At 69.0% G+C, this 16,887-nt stretch carries 18 protein-coding genes and 1 pseudogene; all 19 read right to left on the bottom strand.

The genetic code is table 11. The features are described 5' to 3' along the window. Positions 1 to 31 precede the first annotated feature (31 nt). A pseudogene (locus ACZ44S_RS11665) lies at positions 32 to 157 on the bottom strand (nuclear transport factor 2 family protein); the annotation flags it as partial. Positions 158 to 237: 80 nt separating this feature from the next. Beyond that, positions 238 to 684, bottom strand: coding sequence for a DUF2550 domain-containing protein (locus tag ACZ44S_RS11660; protein WP_466927261.1), 447 nt, complete (start codon positions 682 to 684; stop codon positions 238 to 240). Positions 685 to 812: 128 nt separating this feature from the next. Beyond that, positions 813 to 1,190, bottom strand: coding sequence for a F0F1 ATP synthase subunit epsilon (locus tag ACZ44S_RS11655; RefSeq protein ID WP_466927258.1), 378 nt, complete (start codon positions 1,188 to 1,190; stop codon positions 813 to 815). 128 nt (positions 1,191 to 1,318) lie between these two features. After that, positions 1,319 to 2,755 (bottom strand): F0F1 ATP synthase subunit beta, encoded by a 1,437-nt coding sequence (gene atpD / locus ACZ44S_RS11650; RefSeq protein WP_006130160.1) that lies wholly within the window; start codon positions 2,753 to 2,755, stop codon positions 1,319 to 1,321. Continuing rightward, entirely contained in the window at positions 2,755 to 3,672 is a 918-nt protein-coding gene (locus tag ACZ44S_RS11645; RefSeq protein WP_466927255.1) for a F0F1 ATP synthase subunit gamma, read from the bottom strand. Before ACZ44S_RS11645 ends, atpD begins: the two co-directional genes overlap by 1 nt. Positions 3,673 to 3,693: 21 nt before the next feature. Then, positions 3,694 to 5,286 (bottom strand): F0F1 ATP synthase subunit alpha, encoded by a 1,593-nt coding sequence (atpA, locus tag ACZ44S_RS11640; RefSeq protein ID WP_466927253.1) that lies wholly within the window; start codon positions 5,284 to 5,286, stop codon positions 3,694 to 3,696. A 126-nt stretch (positions 5,287 to 5,412) separates the two neighbouring features. Beyond that, positions 5,413 to 6,228: a F0F1 ATP synthase subunit delta gene (locus ACZ44S_RS11635; RefSeq protein WP_466927250.1), complete on the bottom strand. Its 816-nt coding sequence runs from the start codon at positions 6,226 to 6,228 to the stop codon at positions 5,413 to 5,415. Then, complete coding sequence (locus ACZ44S_RS11630) at positions 6,225 to 6,773, bottom strand: F0F1 ATP synthase subunit B (protein WP_466927248.1); 549 nt, start codon at positions 6,771 to 6,773, stop codon at positions 6,225 to 6,227. The genes ACZ44S_RS11635 and ACZ44S_RS11630 overlap by 4 nt, the downstream gene beginning before the upstream one ends. Before the next feature lie 41 nt (positions 6,774 to 6,814). Beyond that, positions 6,815 to 7,048: an ATP synthase F0 subunit C gene (atpE, locus tag ACZ44S_RS11625; protein ID WP_466927246.1), complete on the bottom strand. Its 234-nt coding sequence runs from the start codon at positions 7,046 to 7,048 to the stop codon at positions 6,815 to 6,817. Positions 7,049 to 7,123: 75 nt separating this feature from the next. Beyond that, positions 7,124 to 7,894 carry a F0F1 ATP synthase subunit A gene (gene atpB, locus ACZ44S_RS11620; protein ID WP_466927487.1) on the bottom strand — a complete coding sequence of 257 codons (771 nt, stop codon included), beginning with the start codon at positions 7,892 to 7,894 and terminating at the stop codon, positions 7,124 to 7,126. Between the two features lie 273 nt (positions 7,895 to 8,167). Further along, a complete protein-coding gene (locus ACZ44S_RS11615) occupies positions 8,168 to 8,605 on the bottom strand; it encodes a hypothetical protein (protein WP_466927243.1) in 438 nt (145 codons plus the stop codon). Between the two features lie 313 nt (positions 8,606 to 8,918). After that, positions 8,919 to 10,256: an MraY family glycosyltransferase gene (locus ACZ44S_RS11610; protein WP_466927240.1), complete on the bottom strand. Its 1,338-nt coding sequence runs from the start codon at positions 10,254 to 10,256 to the stop codon at positions 8,919 to 8,921. Between the two features lie 137 nt (positions 10,257 to 10,393). Next, complete coding sequence (locus ACZ44S_RS11605; RefSeq protein ID WP_466927238.1) at positions 10,394 to 11,632, bottom strand: serine hydroxymethyltransferase; 1,239 nt, start codon at positions 11,630 to 11,632, stop codon at positions 10,394 to 10,396. Between the two features lie 248 nt (positions 11,633 to 11,880). After that, positions 11,881 to 12,558, bottom strand: a complete 678-nt coding sequence (locus ACZ44S_RS11600; RefSeq protein WP_466927236.1) for an arsenate reductase/protein-tyrosine-phosphatase family protein — start codon at positions 12,556 to 12,558, stop codon at positions 11,881 to 11,883. Then, positions 12,555 to 13,202 carry an L-threonylcarbamoyladenylate synthase gene (locus ACZ44S_RS11595; RefSeq protein WP_466927232.1) on the bottom strand — a complete coding sequence of 216 codons (648 nt, stop codon included), beginning with the start codon at positions 13,200 to 13,202 and terminating at the stop codon, positions 12,555 to 12,557. Before ACZ44S_RS11595 ends, ACZ44S_RS11600 begins: the two co-directional genes overlap by 4 nt. Positions 13,203 to 13,255: 53 nt before the next feature. Continuing rightward, positions 13,256 to 14,101, bottom strand: coding sequence for a peptide chain release factor N(5)-glutamine methyltransferase (gene prmC, locus ACZ44S_RS11590; protein ID WP_190161617.1), 846 nt, complete (start codon positions 14,099 to 14,101; stop codon positions 13,256 to 13,258). A gap of 26 nt (positions 14,102 to 14,127) precedes the next feature. Then, positions 14,128 to 15,195 carry a peptide chain release factor 1 gene (prfA, locus tag ACZ44S_RS11585; RefSeq protein WP_190161616.1) on the bottom strand — a complete coding sequence of 356 codons (1,068 nt, stop codon included), beginning with the start codon at positions 15,193 to 15,195 and terminating at the stop codon, positions 14,128 to 14,130. 106 nt (positions 15,196 to 15,301) lie between these two features. Next, positions 15,302 to 15,523 (bottom strand): 50S ribosomal protein L31, encoded by a 222-nt coding sequence (gene rpmE / locus ACZ44S_RS11580; protein ID WP_125504205.1) that lies wholly within the window; start codon positions 15,521 to 15,523, stop codon positions 15,302 to 15,304. A gap of 171 nt (positions 15,524 to 15,694) precedes the next feature. After that, positions 15,695 to 16,834, bottom strand: coding sequence for an LCP family protein (locus tag ACZ44S_RS11575; RefSeq protein ID WP_466927229.1), 1,140 nt, complete (start codon positions 16,832 to 16,834; stop codon positions 15,695 to 15,697). Between the last annotated feature and the right edge of the window lie 53 nt (positions 16,835 to 16,887).

The following is a 16,887-nucleotide window of genomic DNA, read 5'->3' as shown; positions in this document are numbered from 1 at the left end:
ACTCCTCCGTCCGGGGGCGGTTCCGTGTGCGTCAGAACATCCCGTTGGGGTTCGCCGAGGTGGCCGGAACGTCCTGGATGACGTCCCAGTGCTCCACTATTTTGCCGTTCTCCAGGCGGAAGAAGTCGGCGAGGGCGCGGCCAGGATCCACTGCCGTCCGGCAGCGATCTCCTGATGCACGGACGACCCCACCTCACCCCGGGGGTCACGCACGGTGCCCGGGACGGAGCCCCTGGCCTACGCCACGTTCACCCGCTGGCCGGGCGGTGCCGCCTCGAGCCAGGCGAGGAAACCGGTCAGCGCGTCCTCGCTCATGGCGAGCTCCAGACGCGTACCCCGGTGCAGACAGGCCAGGATCACCGCGTCGGACAGCAGCGCCAGCTCCTCCTCGCCCTCGGGGACGCGGCGGCCGGCCACCTCGATCGCGGAGCGCTCCAGGACGCGGCGCGGGCGGGGGGCGTAGGAGAACACCCGGAACCACTCGACCCGGTCACCGTTGTAACGTGCCACCCCGTACGCCCAGCCCTTGCCGCCGGAGTCGCCCGCTTCGGGGGCGTCCCAGCGCAGGCTGCAGTCGAACGTTCCGCCGGACCGCTGGATGAGGCGGCGGCGCAGACCGAAGACGAAGAGCCCCACCACTACGAGGGCCACGACGATTCCGCACACAGTCAGAGCGAGGACCATCGGCACCGACCTCCTCGTCTCCTAGATAACGGAACGGAAAAATCATCCAGATCTGCCTCAGCCGCGACCGGCTCCGGATCGCTCCGGTGCCGGCCGCGGCTGAGTGACGTCATCTCACCGCGCCGGAATCAGCGCCCCGCCGTCGCCGCCCGCAGACGGACATCCGCGCGGCGCTGGGCCTCGCTGTCGTCCTCCGCCTTCGCGCGGGCGAGTTCCTGCTCCGCCCGCTGGACGTCGATCTCGTCGGACAGCTCGGCGATCTCGGCCAGCAGCGACAGCTTGTTGTCGGCGAACGAGATGAAACCGCCGTGCACCGCGGCGACGACCGTCCCGCCCTCGCGCGTACGGATGGTCACCGGGCCCGACTCCAGCACACCGAGCAGCGGCTGGTGACCGGGCATGACGCCGATGTCGCCGGACGTGGTGCGCGCGACGACCAGAGTGGCCTCGCCGGACCAGACCTCTCGGTCGGCCGCGACCAGCGCGACGTGCAGCTCAGCAGCCAAGGTGGCTCCTCGGGTCACCACCCGGCGGTTGTGCCGGGTGTTGGTTACAAGTCTAGTAGTGGGAGAGGGGGCGGGACGCGCCCGCCCCCTCAAAGGTGAGCCGTGCGGCTCACATCAGAACCCGGGAGTCAGGAGACGCCCAGCTCCTTCGCGTTCTTCTTCAGGTCCTCGATGCCACCGCACATGAAGAACGCCTGCTCCGGGAAGTGGTCGTACTCACCGTCGCAGATCGCGTTGAACGCGGCGATCGACTCGTCCAGCGGCACGTCCGAACCGTCCACGCCGGTGAACTGCTTGGCGACGTGGGTGTTCTGGGACAGGAAGCGCTCCACGCGACGGGCACGGTGGACGACGAGCTTGTCCTCCTCGCCGAGCTCGTCGATACCGAGGATCGCGATGATGTCCTGCAGGTCCTTGTACTTCTGCAGGATGTTCTTCACGCGCATGGCCGCGTTGTAGTGGTCCTGCGCGATGTAGCGCGGGTCCAGGATCCGGGACGTCGAGTCCAGCGGGTCCACGGCCGGGTAGATGCCCTTCTCCGAGATCGGACGGGACAGAACCGTCGTCGCGTCGAGGTGGGCGAAGGTGGTGGCCGGGGCCGGGTCGGTCAGGTCGTCCGCGGGGACGTAGATCGCCTGCATCGAGGTGATCGAGTGACCACGGGTCGAGGTGATGCGCTCCTGGAGGAGACCCATCTCGTCGGCCAGGTTCGGCTGGTAGCCCACCGCGGAGGGCATACGGCCGAGCAGGGTCGACACCTCGGAACCGGCCTGGGTGAAGCGGAAGATGTTGTCGATGAAGAACAGCACGTCCTGCTTCTGGACGTCACGGAAGTACTCGGCCATGGTGAGGCCGGCCAGCGCGACGCGCAGACGGGTGCCCGGGGGCTCGTCCATCTGACCGAAGACCAGGGCGGTCTTGTCGATGACGCCGGACTCGCTCATCTCGTCGATGAGGTCGTTGCCCTCACGGGTGCGCTCACCGACACCGGCGAACACCGACACACCGTCGTGGTTGTTGGCGACGCGGTAGATCATCTCCTGGATGAGCACCGTCTTGCCGACGCCGGCACCACCGAACAGACCGATCTTTCCACCCTTGACGTACGGGGTGAGAAGGTCGATGACCTTGACGCCGGTCTCGAACATCTCGGTCTTCGACTCGAGCTCGTCGAAGTTCGGCGCCTTGCGGTGGATCGGCCAGCGCTCGCCGGTGTACTCCTCGTCGACGTTCAGCACCTCACCGAGGGTGTTGAACACCTTTCCGGTGGTGAAGTCGCCGACCGGCACGGAGATCGAGGCGCCCGTGTCGGTCACCGGGGCCTGGCGGACCAGACCGTCGGTGGGCTGCATGGAGATGGTGCGGACCAGGCCGTCACCGAGGTGCTGCGCGACCTCGAGGGTCAGCGTCTTGAGCTCGCCCTCCTTGGCCGGGTCGGCGACCTGGACGTGCAGCGCGTTGTAGATGTCCGGCATCGCGTCGACGGGGAACTCCACGTCGACGACCGGGCCGATGACCCGGGCGACGCGGCCCGTAGCCGTCGCGGTCTCAACAGTGGTGGTCATTAGTTGTCACTCCCCGCGTTCGCGTCGGCCAGGGCACTGGCGCCACCGACGATCTCGCTGATTTCCTGGGTGATTTCGGCCTGGCGGGCCGCGTTGGCAAGACGGGAGAGCGTGTTGATCAGCTCGCCCGCGTTGTCGGTGGCCGACTTCATCGCGCGCCGCGTGGCGGCGTGCTTCGAAGCGGCCGACTGGAGCAGCGCGTTGTAGATCCGGCTCTCCACGTACCGCGGCAGCAGGGCGTCGAGGACGTCCTCCGCCGAGGGCTCGAAGTCGTACAGCGGCAGGATCTCGCCCTTGGGGGCGCTCTCCTGCGCTACCTCTTCGAGACGCAGCGGAAGCATCCGGGAGTCGACTGCCGTCTGCGTCATCATCGAGACGAACTCGGTGTAGACGATGTGGAGCTCGTCCACGCCGCCGTCCGCCGTCTCGTTCCCGATGGCCTCGATCAGCGGGGCCGCGATCTTCTTGGCGTCCGCGTACGCCGGCTCGTCGGTGAAGCCCGTGAACGTCTCCGCGATCGTGCGCTCGCGGAAGTTGTAGTGGGCGACACCGCGCCGGCCGACGATGTACGTGTCGACCCGCTTGCCCTCGCGCTCCAGGCGCTCGGTCAGCTGCTCCGCCGCCTTGATGGCGTTGGAGTTGAAGGCGCCGGCCAGGCCGCGGTCGCTCGTGAGGAGCAGGACCGCGGCACGGGTCGGGTTGTCCGCCTCCGTGGTGAGCGGGTGCTTGGTGTTCGACCCGGTTCCGACCGCCGTGACCGCGCGGGTGAGCTCCTGCGCGTAGGGCGTGGAGGCCGCCACCTTGCGCTGCGCCTTGACGACGCGCGAGGCGGCGATCATCTCCATCGCCTTGGTGATCTTCTTGGTCGCGGTGACGGATCGGATGCGACGCTTGTAGACCCGGAGCTGAGCTCCCATGAGTCAGGTCCCTTCCTTACGTCACTTGGCGGCAGCGGCCGGGGCGTCCTCGCCGAGCAGCTTGCCGTCGCTCGTCTCGAACTGCTTCTTGAACTCCGCCACCGCGTCGGCGACCGCCTGGATCGTGTCGTCCGACATCTTGGCGCCCTCGCGGATGGAGGTCATGAGGCCCTGCTCCTTGCGGTGCAGGTACTCCAGGAGCTCCTTCTCGAAGCGGCGGATGTCGGCGACCGGCACCTCGTCCATCCTGCCGGTGGTGCCGGCCCAGATGGAGACGACCTGGTCCTCGGTGGCCATCGGCTCGTACTGGTTCTGCTTCAGCAGCTCGACCATGCGCTGACCGCGCTCCAGCTGCGCCTTCGACGCGGCGTCCAGGTCGGAACCGAAGGCGGCGAACGCCTCGAGCTCACGGAACTGGGCGAGGTCCACGCGCAGACGGCCGGAGACCTGTCGCATCGCCTTGTGCTGCGCGGAACCACCGACTCGGGAGACGGAGATACCGACGTTCAGCGCGGGGCGCTGACCGGCGTTGAACAGGTCCGACTCCAGGAAGCACTGGCCGTCGGTGATGGAGATGACGTTGGTCGGGATGAACGCCGAGACGTCGTTGGCCTTGGTCTCGACGATCGGCAGACCCGTCATCGAACCGGCGCCCATGTCGTCGGAGAGCTTCGCGCAGCGCTCCAGCAGACGGGAGTGCAGGTAGAAGACGTCACCCGGGTAGGCCTCACGGCCCGGCGGGCGGCGCAGCAGCAGGGACACGGCGCGGTAGGCGTCGGCCTGCTTCGACAGGTCGTCGAAGATGATCAGGACGTGCTTGCCCTCGTACATCCACTGCTGGCCGATGGCCGAGCCGGTGTACGGCGCCAGGTACTTGAAGCCGGCCGGGTCGGACGCCGGGGCGGCGACGATGGTCGTGTACTCCAGCGCGCCGTTCTCCTCCAGCGCGCGGCGGACCGACGCGATGGTGGAGCCCTTCTGGCCGATGGCGACGTAGATGCAGCGGACCTGCTTCTTCGGGTCGCCGGTGCGCCAGTTGTCACGCTGGTTGATGATCGTGTCGACGGCCAGGGCGGTCTTGCCGGTCTGGCGGTCGCCGATGATCAGCTGACGCTGACCACGGCCGATCGGGGTCATGGCGTCGACGGCCTTGTAGCCCGTCTCCATCGGCTCGTGCACCGACTTGCGCTGCATGACCGTGGGGGCCTGCAGTTCGAGGGCACGGCGGCCCTCGGTCTCGATCTCGCCGAGGCCGTCGATCGGGTTGCCGAGCGGGTCGACCACACGGCCGAGGTAGCCCTCGCCGACCGCGACGGACAGGACCTCGCCGGTGCGGGTGACCGGCTGGCCCTCCTCGATGCCGCTGAACTCACCGAGGACGATGGCACCGATCTCGCGCTCCTCGAGGTTGAGGGCGAGGCCGAGGGTGCCGTCCTCGAACTTCAGCAGCTCGTTGGCCATGGCCGAGGGAAGACCCTCGACCTTCGCGATGCCGTCGCCGGCAAGGGTGACCGTACCGACCTCCTCGCGCGAGGCCGCGTCCGGCTTGTACGACTGGACAAAGTTCTCCAGCGCGTCCCGGATCTCCTCCGGCCGGATCGTGAGCTCCGCCATCTGAGTTCCCTGCTCTCCTTGTTGGGCCCGAAGTTTCACTTGGGGGGTCTGGGGGCGACCCCCAGGAATCCTCTGCACGGCCCAACCAGGGCCGTAAGTACGTACTGCCTATTCAGATTGTGCTGCTCAGCTCGCCAGCCGGCGGCTCGCGTCCTCGAGCCGGTCCGCCATGGAGCCGTTGATGACCTCGTCACCGACCTGCACCCGGATCCCGCCGACGACCGCGGGGTCGACGTCGAGGTTGAGGTGCATCCGGCGGCCGTAGAGCTTCGCGAGGGCGTCGCCCAGGCGCTGCTTCTGCTGGTCGCTCAGCGGCACCGCGGAGGTGACGACGGCCACCATGCGGTCCCTGCGCTCGGCGGCGAGCTTGGACAGGGACTCCAGTCCCGACTCCAGGCTACGTCCCCGGGGCGCGCTCACAAGGCGCGTCACCAGACGCTCGGTGGCCGCGTTCGCCCTGCCTCCGAGCAGGCTGCGCAGCAGCTGGCTCTTGGAGGAGGCCGGGGCGCTCCGGTTGGTCAGTGCGGCGCGCAGCTCGGTGTTGGAGGAGATGATCCGGCCGAACCGGAACAGCTCGTCCTCGACGTCGTCGAGCGCGCCGGCCTTCTGGGCGGCGGTGAGGTCGGCGGTGCTCGCCAGCTCCTCCAGTGCGTCCACCAGGTCGCGGGACTGCGACCAGCGGGAGCGCACCATGCCGGCCACCAGGTCCACGGCCGGACCGCTGACCTGCGAGCCGAGCAGGCGCTGGGCCAGCTCCGCCTTGGCCTCACCGGCCTGCGCCGGGTCGGTGAGGACCCGACGCAGCGACACCTCGCGGTCGAGCAGCGCGGTGACGGCGGCCAGCTCGTCGGCGAGCGTCGCGGCGTCGACGGTCGTGCTGTCCGTCAGCGCGTCGAGACGCTCACGGGCGGCTGCCAGGGCCTCGCGGCTCGCTCCGTTCATCGTGCGGCCTCGGCCTTCTGGTCGAGGTCGTCCAGGAAGCGGTCGATCACGCGGCTCTGCCGGGCGTGGTCCTCGAGGGACTCGCCGACGAGCTTGCCGGCCAGGTCGGTGGCGAGCTTGCCGACGTCCTGACGCAGCGCGGACGCGGCGGCCTTGCGGTCGGCCTCGATCTGCGCGTGACCGGCGGCGACGATCTCCTCGCGCTGCCGCTGGCCCTCGGCCCGCATCTCGGCGATGAGCGCGGCACCCTGCTCCTGCGCCTCCTGGCGCAGACGCGCGGCCTCGTGCCGGGCCTCGGCGAGCTGGGCCTTGTACTGCTCAAGGACGCTCTGGGCCTCGACCTTCATGGTCTCGGCCTCTTCGATACCGCCTTCGATCGCCGCGCGGCGCTCCTCCAGAACCTTGTTGATGTTCGGAAGCAGCTTCTTCCAGAAGAAGAAGAACACGATGGCGAAGGCGATGGTGCCGACGAGCAGCTCGGGGCCCGGAGGAATAAGCGGGTTCTGCTTCTCCTCGGCCGCCAGCTGTACCAGGTTGGCGATCACATCAGTGCCTTTCGTCGAAAGGTTTGGCTCGTCGGGGTCCGTCAGTTGTAGACGAACGGCATGACGATGCCGATGAGAGCGAGCGCCTCACAGAAGGCGAAGCCGAGGATCTGGTTGGCACGGATCAGGCCGGCCGCCTCGGGCTGACGGGCGAGGGCCTGGGTGCCGTGACCGAAGATGATGCCGACGCCGACGCCGGGGCCGATGGCGGCGAGGCCGTAGCCGATGGAACCGATGTTGCCTTCGACGGCGGCGAGGGTCTCAAGGGCAGCCATGCTGATTCTTCCTTCTCTTTCAAGGACCGGCGGGGGTTGGCCGCCGGACGTTCATGGGGGTGCGGGCTGGGTGGCTCAGTGGTGCTCGGCGAGCGCGCCCTGGATGTACGAGCAGGCCAGCAGTACGAAGACGTATGCCTGGACGGCCTGCACGAAAAGTTCGAAGAGGATCATGACCATGGTCATGACGAAGGAGACTCCGGCTGCCGGAATCATCCAGCTGTTCAGCAGGTACCAGGAGGCGACAGTGAACATCACCAGCATGAGGTGACCGGCGAACATGTTGGCGAAGAGTCGTACGGCGTGGGTGAAGGGCCGGACCAGCAGGTTCGAGAAGAACTCGATGACCATGACCAGCGGCAGTACCGCGCCCAGCGACTTGTCGTAGCCGGTCACGTTCTTGAAGAAGCCGACGAAGCCGTGCCGCTTGAAGGTCAGCGACACCCAGAGCAGCCAGACGATCGCGGCGAGCACCATGGGGTACGCGATGATCGACGAGACCGGGAACTGGGCCAGCGGGATCACCGACCAGATGTTCATGATCCAGATGAAGAAGAACAGCGAGACCATGAAGGGGACGTACTTCTCGCCCTCCTTCTTGCCGAGGGTTTCGTAGACGATGCCACGGCGGACGAAGTCGTAACCCGCCTCACCGACCATCTGCATCTTGCCCGGGACCACCTTGGCCCTGCCGAAGGCCGCGTAGAACAGGCCGATGACGAGGACGGTGGTGATGAGGGCGAGAAGGATCACCTTGTTGAACTCGAACCCCCCCACCGTGGCGATCGGCTTGAAGAGGAACGAGTGGAGGCCCGGAGCCGGAAAGCCACACCCGTTGTCGGACATGATCCGACAGCTCCAGTCAAAGGCGAGCTGGGTCTGGTCAGCACTCACCGCGGGCTCCTTCGGCGTGACGCATAGGTTCGGCAACCTCGTTGTGTCGGCGCGGCACAATGCCGCGGGTCGGCACCGGACAGGTGTTACGGATGTGGGGGCGGCTGGGGGGCATCAAGCCTCGCGATTGAGCAGGCGTCAGCTCGGATGCCCGCGCCCGCGATGCCGCAGTTGGCACCGGACGATAGCAGGATCTCTCACGCGCCTTTATCCCGGGCCTACCCCTCACGACGAGTGCCCCGACTTGTCGGGCTTCCTGCCCGTCGTCGGATCGGGCTCGACGTAGAGGATTTTGGCCTTCATGTGAGCACGGGTCTGTGCGGCGATCCATGTCAAGGTGCCGGCGATCAGTGTGATCGCGAAGGCCTTCGGGTTGAAGAGCGTGGTGTCCTTGAACAACGTCAAGAAGATGAACAGCAGCAGGATCTGCGCCGCGTACAGCATCAAGCCCATCATCTGGAAGAGATGCGGAAGAGACCTGGCGGTGCGCTGCAGGACGTAGAGGCCGATCCCCATGAAGAGGATCACGACCGCGGTCGCGGCGACCGCCCCGATCGCCCCTTTGCCGCCGGCGACCACCGCGCTGACGACGGCGGCCACCGCACCGGCGGCAGCCGTGGGCACGGCGGCCTGGGCAAGGATCCGGACGTCGTTGGACGGCATGGCGGCAACTCCGCTTTTCACAGGGGGCAGGGGTGTCGTCATGGACGAGCGTAGACCCCCGGGCCGAGTGAGAATTCCTCGCACCGGTGAACCGTCGCACTGCGGTCCTTCGGCTCTATCCGGGGTTCTCGTGAACGGTATCACAAACTATTTGATGCAGTCTTTACCTGTCAGGTGTGCCCACGGTCACACATGAGAGTGAATCCGCGCGTCTGAGCAAGAAGCGGGCCGGTATGTCTGATATTGAGGCGCTTCGCACCCCCAACACCGTCCCATAGGGGACCCACGACTTGGCAATGCTCTAGTCGGATTCTTACCTTGACCGTGATCGGTCGGCCAGACGTGCGCGGGGGCCCACGGCGGTCGCTCCGTTGACGCCCGAGACACCGGCGGCCACCGGGGTCCGTTCGTCGTCCGGGGCCTGGGCGGGAGCGCCTCCGGCCGCCTCCGGCGCCGTTGCGTCCGCGACGGCCGCCGCGTCCCGGCGACGGCGGTAGCGCGGCGGCACGACCGCCTCCGCCCAGCGCGGGGCGCGGGGGGTGAACCGGGGCAGCAGAAGCAGGATGAGACCGAGCGTCGAGAGGATCACCACACTCAGCACGATCCACATCGACGCCGAGTTCACGGAGTACGTGAGCGCGCCGAAGGCGATCAGCGCCGACCAGAAGTACATGATCAGCACCGCCCGGCTGTGCGAGTGGCCGATCTCCAGCAGCCGGTGGTGCAGATGCCCCCGGTCCGCCGCGAACGGCGACTGACCGCGCCAGGTGCGCCGCACGATCGCCAGGATCAGGTCGGCGGCCGGCACCGCGATGATGGTCAGCGGCAGCAGCAGCGGGATGTACACCGGCACCGTCTGGTGCACGGCCTCCTTCTCCGAACCGGCGAACAGCTGCAGCGCGTCCGGGTCGACCTGCCCGGTGACGGAGATGGCGCCGGCGGCCAGCACCAGGCCGATGAGCATCGAACCGGAGTCGCCCATGAAGATGCGCGCGGGATGCATGTTGTGCGGCAGGAAGCCCAGGCACATGCCCATCAGGATGGCCGAGAACAGCGTCGCCGGGGCGGCCGCCTCGATGCCGTACGAGTACCAGATGCGGTAGGCGTACAGGAAGAACGCCGCCGCCGCGATGCACACCATGCCGGCCGCGAGACCGTCCAGGCCGTCCACGAAGTTGACCGCGTTGATGGTGATGACGACCAGCGCGACCGTGAGCAGCGTGCCCTGCCACTGGGTGAGCGCGACGGACCCGACGCCCGGGATCGGCAGCCACAGGATCGTCAGACCCTGCATGACCATCACACCGGCGGCGATCATCTGGCCGCCCAGCTTGATCAGGGCGTCGATCTCGAACTTGTCGTCCAGGACACCGATCAGCCAGATCAGCGCCGCCCCGGAAAGCAGGGCTCGCGGCTCGTTGGACTTCTCGAAGAGCTGGTTGAGGTTGGTGAGATGGTCGGCGACCAGCAGACCCGCGCACAGCCCGAAGAACATCGCGATACCGCCGAGCCGCGGAGTGGGTTCCCGGTGCACGTCGCGTGCCCGGATCTCCGGCATCGCCCCGGCCACGATCGCGAACTTCCGTACCGGCCCGGTCAGCAGGTACGTCACCGCGGCCGTGATGCAGAGCGTCAGCAGGTATTCACGCACGGGCTTCCCCACAGGTCTCGCTGGCCATCACAGCCCCACACCCTAGCGAGGCGCGCATACGAGTGGGGACTTCCGGGTAGCGACGATGGTTGCACGTGTGGCTGTGCATCCGGTGCGCCCACCCCCGTCCGGCCCGCTCAGCGCGGGTACGGCGGAAACGCCGCCGCCAGTTCCCGTACGTCCTCACGCGCCCGCGCGGGTTCCGTCCCGCCGCGCAGCACGCTCGCCAGCAGCCCCGCGACGAACGTCATCTCCCGGGCGCCCATGCCCTGCGTGGTCACCGCCGCCGTGCCCAGGCGCAGCCCGCGGTCGTCGTCGTGCGGCAGCGCGCAGCAGTCCAGCACGATGCCGGCCGCCGCGAGCCGGCCCCGCGCGGTGCGCCCGTCGACACCGAGCGGGGCCGGGTCGGCGGTGATCAGGTGGGTGTCCGTGCCGCCGGTGGTGACGATCAGCCCCTCGGCGGCCAGCGCGGCGGCCAGAGCCCGCGCGTTGACGACCACCTGGTGCGCGTACGCGGCGAACGCCGGGGTCGCCGCCTCCCCGAACGCGACGGCCTTCGCCGCGACGGAGTTCATCTGCGCGCCCCCCTGGGTGAAGGGGAACACGGCCCGGTCCACCCGCTCGGCCAGCTCACCGCCGCACAGGATCATCCCGCCGCGCGGGCCGCGCAGCACCTTGTGCGTCGTCGCGCACACGATGTCCGCGTACGGCACCGGGCTGGGCGCCACTCCCCCGGCGACCAGGCCCATGGGGTGCGCGGCGTCCGCGACGAGATGGGCACCGACCTCGTCGGCGACCTCGCGGAAGAAGGCGTAGTCGATGTGCCGGGGATAGGCGATGGAACCGCACACGATCGCCTTGGGGCGGTGCGCACGGGCGAGGGTGCGGACCTGCTCGTGGTCGATCAGACCGCTCTCCGCGTCCACGCCGTAGCCGACGAAGTCGAACCAGCGGCCGGAGAAGTTGGCGGGCGAGCCATGGGTGAGGTGACCGCCGTAGGGCAGGCCGAGGGCGAGCACGGTGTCGCCGGGGCGCAGCAGGGCGGCGTACGCGGCGAGCACGGCCGAGGAACCGGAGTGCGCCTGCACATTGACGTGCTCCGCGCCGAACAGTGCCTGCGCCCGCTCCACGGCGAGGCGCTCCGCCACGTCGACGATCTCGCAGCCGCCGTGGTACCGGTTGCCGGGGTACCCCTCGGCGTACTTGTTGGCGAGGGGCGAGCCGAGGGCGGCCAGCACGGCCGGCGACATGAAGTTCTCCGCGGCGATCAGCTGCAGCGTGCTCGACTGCCGCTCACGCTCCCCGAGCAGCACATCGGCCAGCTCGGGATCCTGCCGCCGCAGAACATCGGCCTCGAGGGCATGGCTGACCGTCATGATCCGCTCCCCGGCGTCGACACTGACGTACGCCCAATGTAGGCCGAACACCCCGAAAAGCGCCCCCGTTGCTGCGCCGCCCACCGCCGCGGCAGTCGTCCCGGCGTCGCCGTGGGCAGTCGTGCGGCGTCGCTGTGGGCAGTCGTTCCGCAGGGCGATGGGGGCACCTCCCATGCCTTTCGGGCAATGGGGGAGGGTGGGCACAGCGGAACAGCGCCGGGCGCCCTGAAAGCAACGCCCGCAGCCACCTACGTCCGCGCCGGAACCCCCGTCAGCGCCGTCACCACGGGATCCAGCGCCTGGTGTATCTCGTCCCCGATGGACCGGAAGAACGGCAACGGGGCCCCGTACGGGTCGTACACCTCGTCCGCCTCCGCCGTCGGCGCCAGCAGCCACCCGCGCAGCGCCGCGGCCGCCCGCACCAGCGCCCGCGCGCGCATCACCAGCCCCTCGTCCAGGGGCGGCAGCGTCGCGGGGTCGATCGCGTTGACCAGGCGGGTGAACTCCTTCAGCGTGAAGGTGCGCAGCCCCGCCGAATGCCCCATCGAGATGACCTGCGCCCGGTGGTCCCGCGTGGCCGTCAGCACCAGATCCGCCCGGATCACATGGTCGTCCAGCAGCTCACGCCCCACGAACCCGGAGGCGTCCGCACCGAACTCCGCCAGCACGGTCTCCGCGTGCGCCTCCATCGCCGCACCCTCGTGGCCCCACGTGCCCGCGCTCTCCACGATCAGCCCGCCGCCCAGAATGCCCAGCCGCTGACTCACGAAATGCCGGGTCAGCCGCTCGGTGATGGGCGAGCGGCACACATTTCCGGTACTGACGTGGAGGATGCGGAAGGTGTCGCGCGGAAACCCGAAGGTCGTCGTCGTCTCCGCGCTGGATTCCCCGTTGCCTATGCCACGCCCCGCCTCAGGGGCCGTCAATTCGCCACCTCGAGGTCGGGTACCACCTTGCGCAGCTCGTCCGGCGAGATCGCACCCTCGCGCAGCAGCACGGGCACGGGGCGCGTGACGTCGACGATGGAGGAGGGCACGTTCCCCGGGGTGGGCCCGCCGTCCAGGTACACGGAGACGGAGTCGCCGAGCATCTCCTGCGCGGCGTCGCAGTTCTCCGGCGCCGGATGACCGGTCAGGTTCGCCGACGACACGGCCATGGGACCGACCTCGGTGAGCAGCTCGATGGCGACCGGGTGCAGCGGCATCCGCACGGCCACCGTGCCCCGGGTGTCCCCGAGGTCCCACTGGAGCGACGGCTGGTGCCTGGCGACCAGCGTCAGCGCGCCCGGCCAGAAGGCGTCGACCAGTTCCCAGGCCATCTCGGAGAAGTCCGTGACCAGGCCGTGCAGGGTGTTCGGGGAGCCGATGAGGACGGGCGTGGGCATGTTGCGGCCCCGGCCCTTGGCCTCCAGCAGATCGGCGACGGCCTCCGAGGTGAACGCGTCGGCGCCGATGCCGTACACCGTGTCCGTCGGCAGCACCACGAGCTCGCCCCGGCGGACGGCGGACGCGGCTTCACGCAGACCGGTCGCGCGGTCGGTCGCGTCGTTGGTGTCGTATCGCCGAGCCATCTGGCGGGCCTCCTCGTACACGTGCTGCTGGGGGGATGAAGTATGCGGGACGCTCACGGCAGCGCCTTGCGGGCGGTGGCGAACCTCGGGCGGTTGTTCAGGTCGGGGTGGTCGGCGGCGTCCGCCCAGCCCCGTTCCTCGGCGAAGATCCACGGCACCTGTCCGCCCTGGGTGTCGGCGTGCTCCACGACGACCACGCCGCCGGGACGCAGCAGCCGGTGCGCGGTGCGCTCCAGACCGCGGATCAGTTCGAGGCCGTCCTCCCCGGAGAACAGCGCCAGATCGGGGTCGTAGTCGCGGGCCTCCGGCGCGACGTACTCCCACTCGGTGAGCGGGATGTATGGCGGGTTGGAGATCACCAGGTCGACCTGTCCGTCGAGGTCCGGGAAGGCCGTCAGGGCGTCTCCCTGGCGCAGTTCGACCCTGGACCCCTCCATGTTCTTGCGGGTCCACGTCAGGGCGTCCTCGGACAGCTCGACGGCGTACACGCGCGAACGCGGCACCTCCTGCGCGAGCGCCAGCGCGATGGCGCCCGAGCCGGTGCACAGGTCGACGATGCAGGGCTCGACGACGTCCATCGCGCGGACGGCGTCTATCGCCCAGCCGACGACCGACTCGGTCTCGGGGCGCGGGACGAACACCCCGGGGCCCACCTGGAGCTCCAGGTAGCGGAAGTACGCCCGCCCGGTGATGTGCTGGAGCGGCTCGCGGGCCTCGCGGCGGGCGATGACCTCCCAGTACCGGGCGTCGAAGTCGGAGTCCTTCACACCGTGCAGCTCGCCGCGCTTGACGCCGTGCACGAACGCGGCGAGCTCCTCCGCGTCGGTGCGCGGCGAGGGCACGCCCGCGTCGGCGAGCCGCTGGGTGGCCTGGGCCACCTCGGCGAGCAGCAGGTTCACTGGTCCTCCGGACTGTCTACGGGGGCTTACGCGGCGGCGAGCTTGGCGGCCGAGTCCGCGTCGACGCAGGCCTGGATCACCGCGGCGAGGTCGCCGTCCAGGACCTGGTCCAGGTTGTAGGCCTTGAAGCCGACGCGGTGGTCCGAGATGCGGTTCTCCGGGAAGTTGTACGTACGGATCTTCTCGGAGCGGTCGACGGTGCGGACCTGGCTGCGGCGGGCGTCGGCGGCCTCCCTCTCCGCCTCCTCCTGCGCCATGGCGAGCAGCCTGGAGCGCAGGATACGCAGTGCCTGCTCCTTGTTCTGCAGCTGGCTCTTCTCGTTCTGGCAGGAGGCGACGACTCCGGTCGGGATGTGCGTGATGCGCACGGCGGAGTCGGTGGTGTTGACGGACTGGCCGCCGGGCCCGGAGGAACGGTAGACGTCGATGCGCAGGTCGTTCGGATTGATCTCGACGTCGACCTCCTCCGCCTCGGGGGTCACCAGGACGCCCGCCGCGGAGGTGTGGATGCGCCCCTGGGACTCGGTGGCCGGCACACGCTGCACGCGGTGCACGCCGCCCTCGTACTTCAGCCGGGCCCACACGCCCTGACCGGGCTCGATCTGCCCGCGGGCCTTCACGGCGACCTGGACGTCCTTGTAGCCGCCCAGCTCGGACTCGGTGGCGTCGATGATCTCGGTCTTCCAGCCGACGCGCTCGGCGTAGCGCAGGTACATCCGCAGCAGGTCGCCGGCGAACAGGGCGGACTCGTCACCGCCGGCGCCCGCCTTGATCTCGAGGATGACGTCCTTGTCGTCGCTGGGGTCGCGGGGGACGAGGAGCAGACGGAGCTTCTCGGTGAGCTCCTCGCGCTGCTTCTCCAGGTCCTTGACCTCGGCGGCGAAGTCGGGGTCGTCGGCGGCCAGTTCGCGCGCGGTCTCGACGTCGTCGCCCGTCTGCTTCCAGGAGCGGTACGTGGCGACGATCGGGGTGAGCTCGGCGTAGCGCTTGTTCAGCTTGCGCGCGTTCGCCTGGTCGGCGTGGACCGACGGGTCGGCGAGCTTCTTCTCCAGGTCGGCGTGCTCGGCGACGAGTTCCTCGACGGCCTCGAACATCTTGGGCTCCTGCTGGTACGTGGGTGAAGGGGCGGGCGACCAAAAACGCCGGTCCCGGCCTGCCCCCGGGCGGGGGCGCGGCCGTGGACCGGCGGTTGGCGGCTCGCTACTTCTTGGAGCCGGCGGCCTTGCCGAAGCGGGCCTCGAAGCGGGCCACACGGCCACCGGTGTCGAGGATCTTCTGCTTGCCCGTGTAGAACGGGTGGCACTCGGAGCAGACCTCGGCACGGATGGTGCCGCCGGAGATCGTGCTGCGGGTGGTGAACGACGCGCCACAGGTGCAGCTGACCTGCGTCTCGACGTACTCGGGGTGGATGTCGCGCTTCAAGGTGTCTCCTAGGTTCGGGAGGGCGCCGGGTCGCTACCGCTGGGTGCGGGAGCGTGAACCGGGACCGACGTACCAGTCTGCCAGGACCGGCGTCTTCTCCCAAAACCGGGGGTTGCCGATTTTTGTTCCCTGCGGGCCCGGTGGGGGCCGGTCGCGCAGTTCCCCGCGCCCCTAGGCGGCGTTCACCACACCCCTGGCCTTACCGCTCGCCGTGTCTTCCGTGGCGCTCTCGGGAATCGGCCTGTCGTTCTTCAGGGCGTCCCAGACCAGCTGGGACTTGTCCTTCAGGGGGAGCACACGGTTGGCGTCGGCCGGGTCGTACTGGACCGGCATGGTGATCATGTGCATGCTGGACGGGCCGATGCCCTTCAGGCCGTTGGCGAAGGACATCAGGGAGTTCACCGAGCCGAGGTCGGAGTCGGTGGTGACGGCCTTGGTGGCGCTGTCGGCGAGGCTGTACAGCTTCTTCGGGCTGGTGAAGACGCCGACCTCCTTGACCTGCTGCACCAGGGCCTTGATGAACGCCTGCTGGAGCTGGATGCGGCCGAGGTCGGAGCCGTCGCCGACGCCGTGCCGGGTGCGGACCAGGCCGAGGGCCTGTTCACCGTCGAGGCGGTGGGTGCCGGCCGGGAGGTCGAGGTGGCTGTCGGGGTCCTTGATGTCCTCGGTGGTGGTGACCTCGACGCCGCCGAGTTCGTCGATCAGCTTCTGGAAGCCGGTGAAGTCGACCTCCAGGTAGTGGTCCATGCGCAGGGCGGTGAGGGACTCGACGGTCTTCACCGCGCAGGCCGCGCCGCCGGTGGAGTAGGCGGAGTTGAACATCACGCCGTTCGCGGCGGGGTGGGTGCCGCCCTCGGTGTCGGTGCACTCGGGGCGGTCGATGAGGGTGTCGCGCGGTATGGAGACGACGCTCGCCTTCTTGTGACCCTCGTACACGTGCACGATCATCGCGGTGTCGGAGCGGGCGCTGCCGTCGTCGGTGCCGCCGCCGAGGTCCTTGTTGCCGCCGGCGCGGGTGTCGGAGCCGAGGACGAGGATGTTCTCGGAGCCGTTGTCCGCCTTCTCGGGCCGGTCGGTGCCGAGGGCCTGGTCGATGTCGACGCTCTCGATGTTGCCGTTGAGCTTGAAGTACAGGTATCCGGCGCCGGTGCCGCCCAGCACGACGATGCCCGCCGCCGTCCAGGCCATGATCTTCAGGCCCTTGTGCCGCTTCTCGCGCGGTTTGCGGCGGTGCCCCTTGCTCCGCCCGCGTATGCCCGTTGGGTCGGACTCCCCCGGTGTCCCCGGGCCCGGTGTGCTGTCGGCAGACATGTGCTCCTCGGATCGTCTCCGGTCGGTTACCCCCTGTGCCCGGTGGCAGACAT

Source organism: Streptomyces malachitofuscus (genome assembly GCF_055571035.1).
The sequence above is the reverse complement of the archived record's forward strand: the minus strand, read 5'-3'. Positions and strand labels throughout refer to the sequence as shown.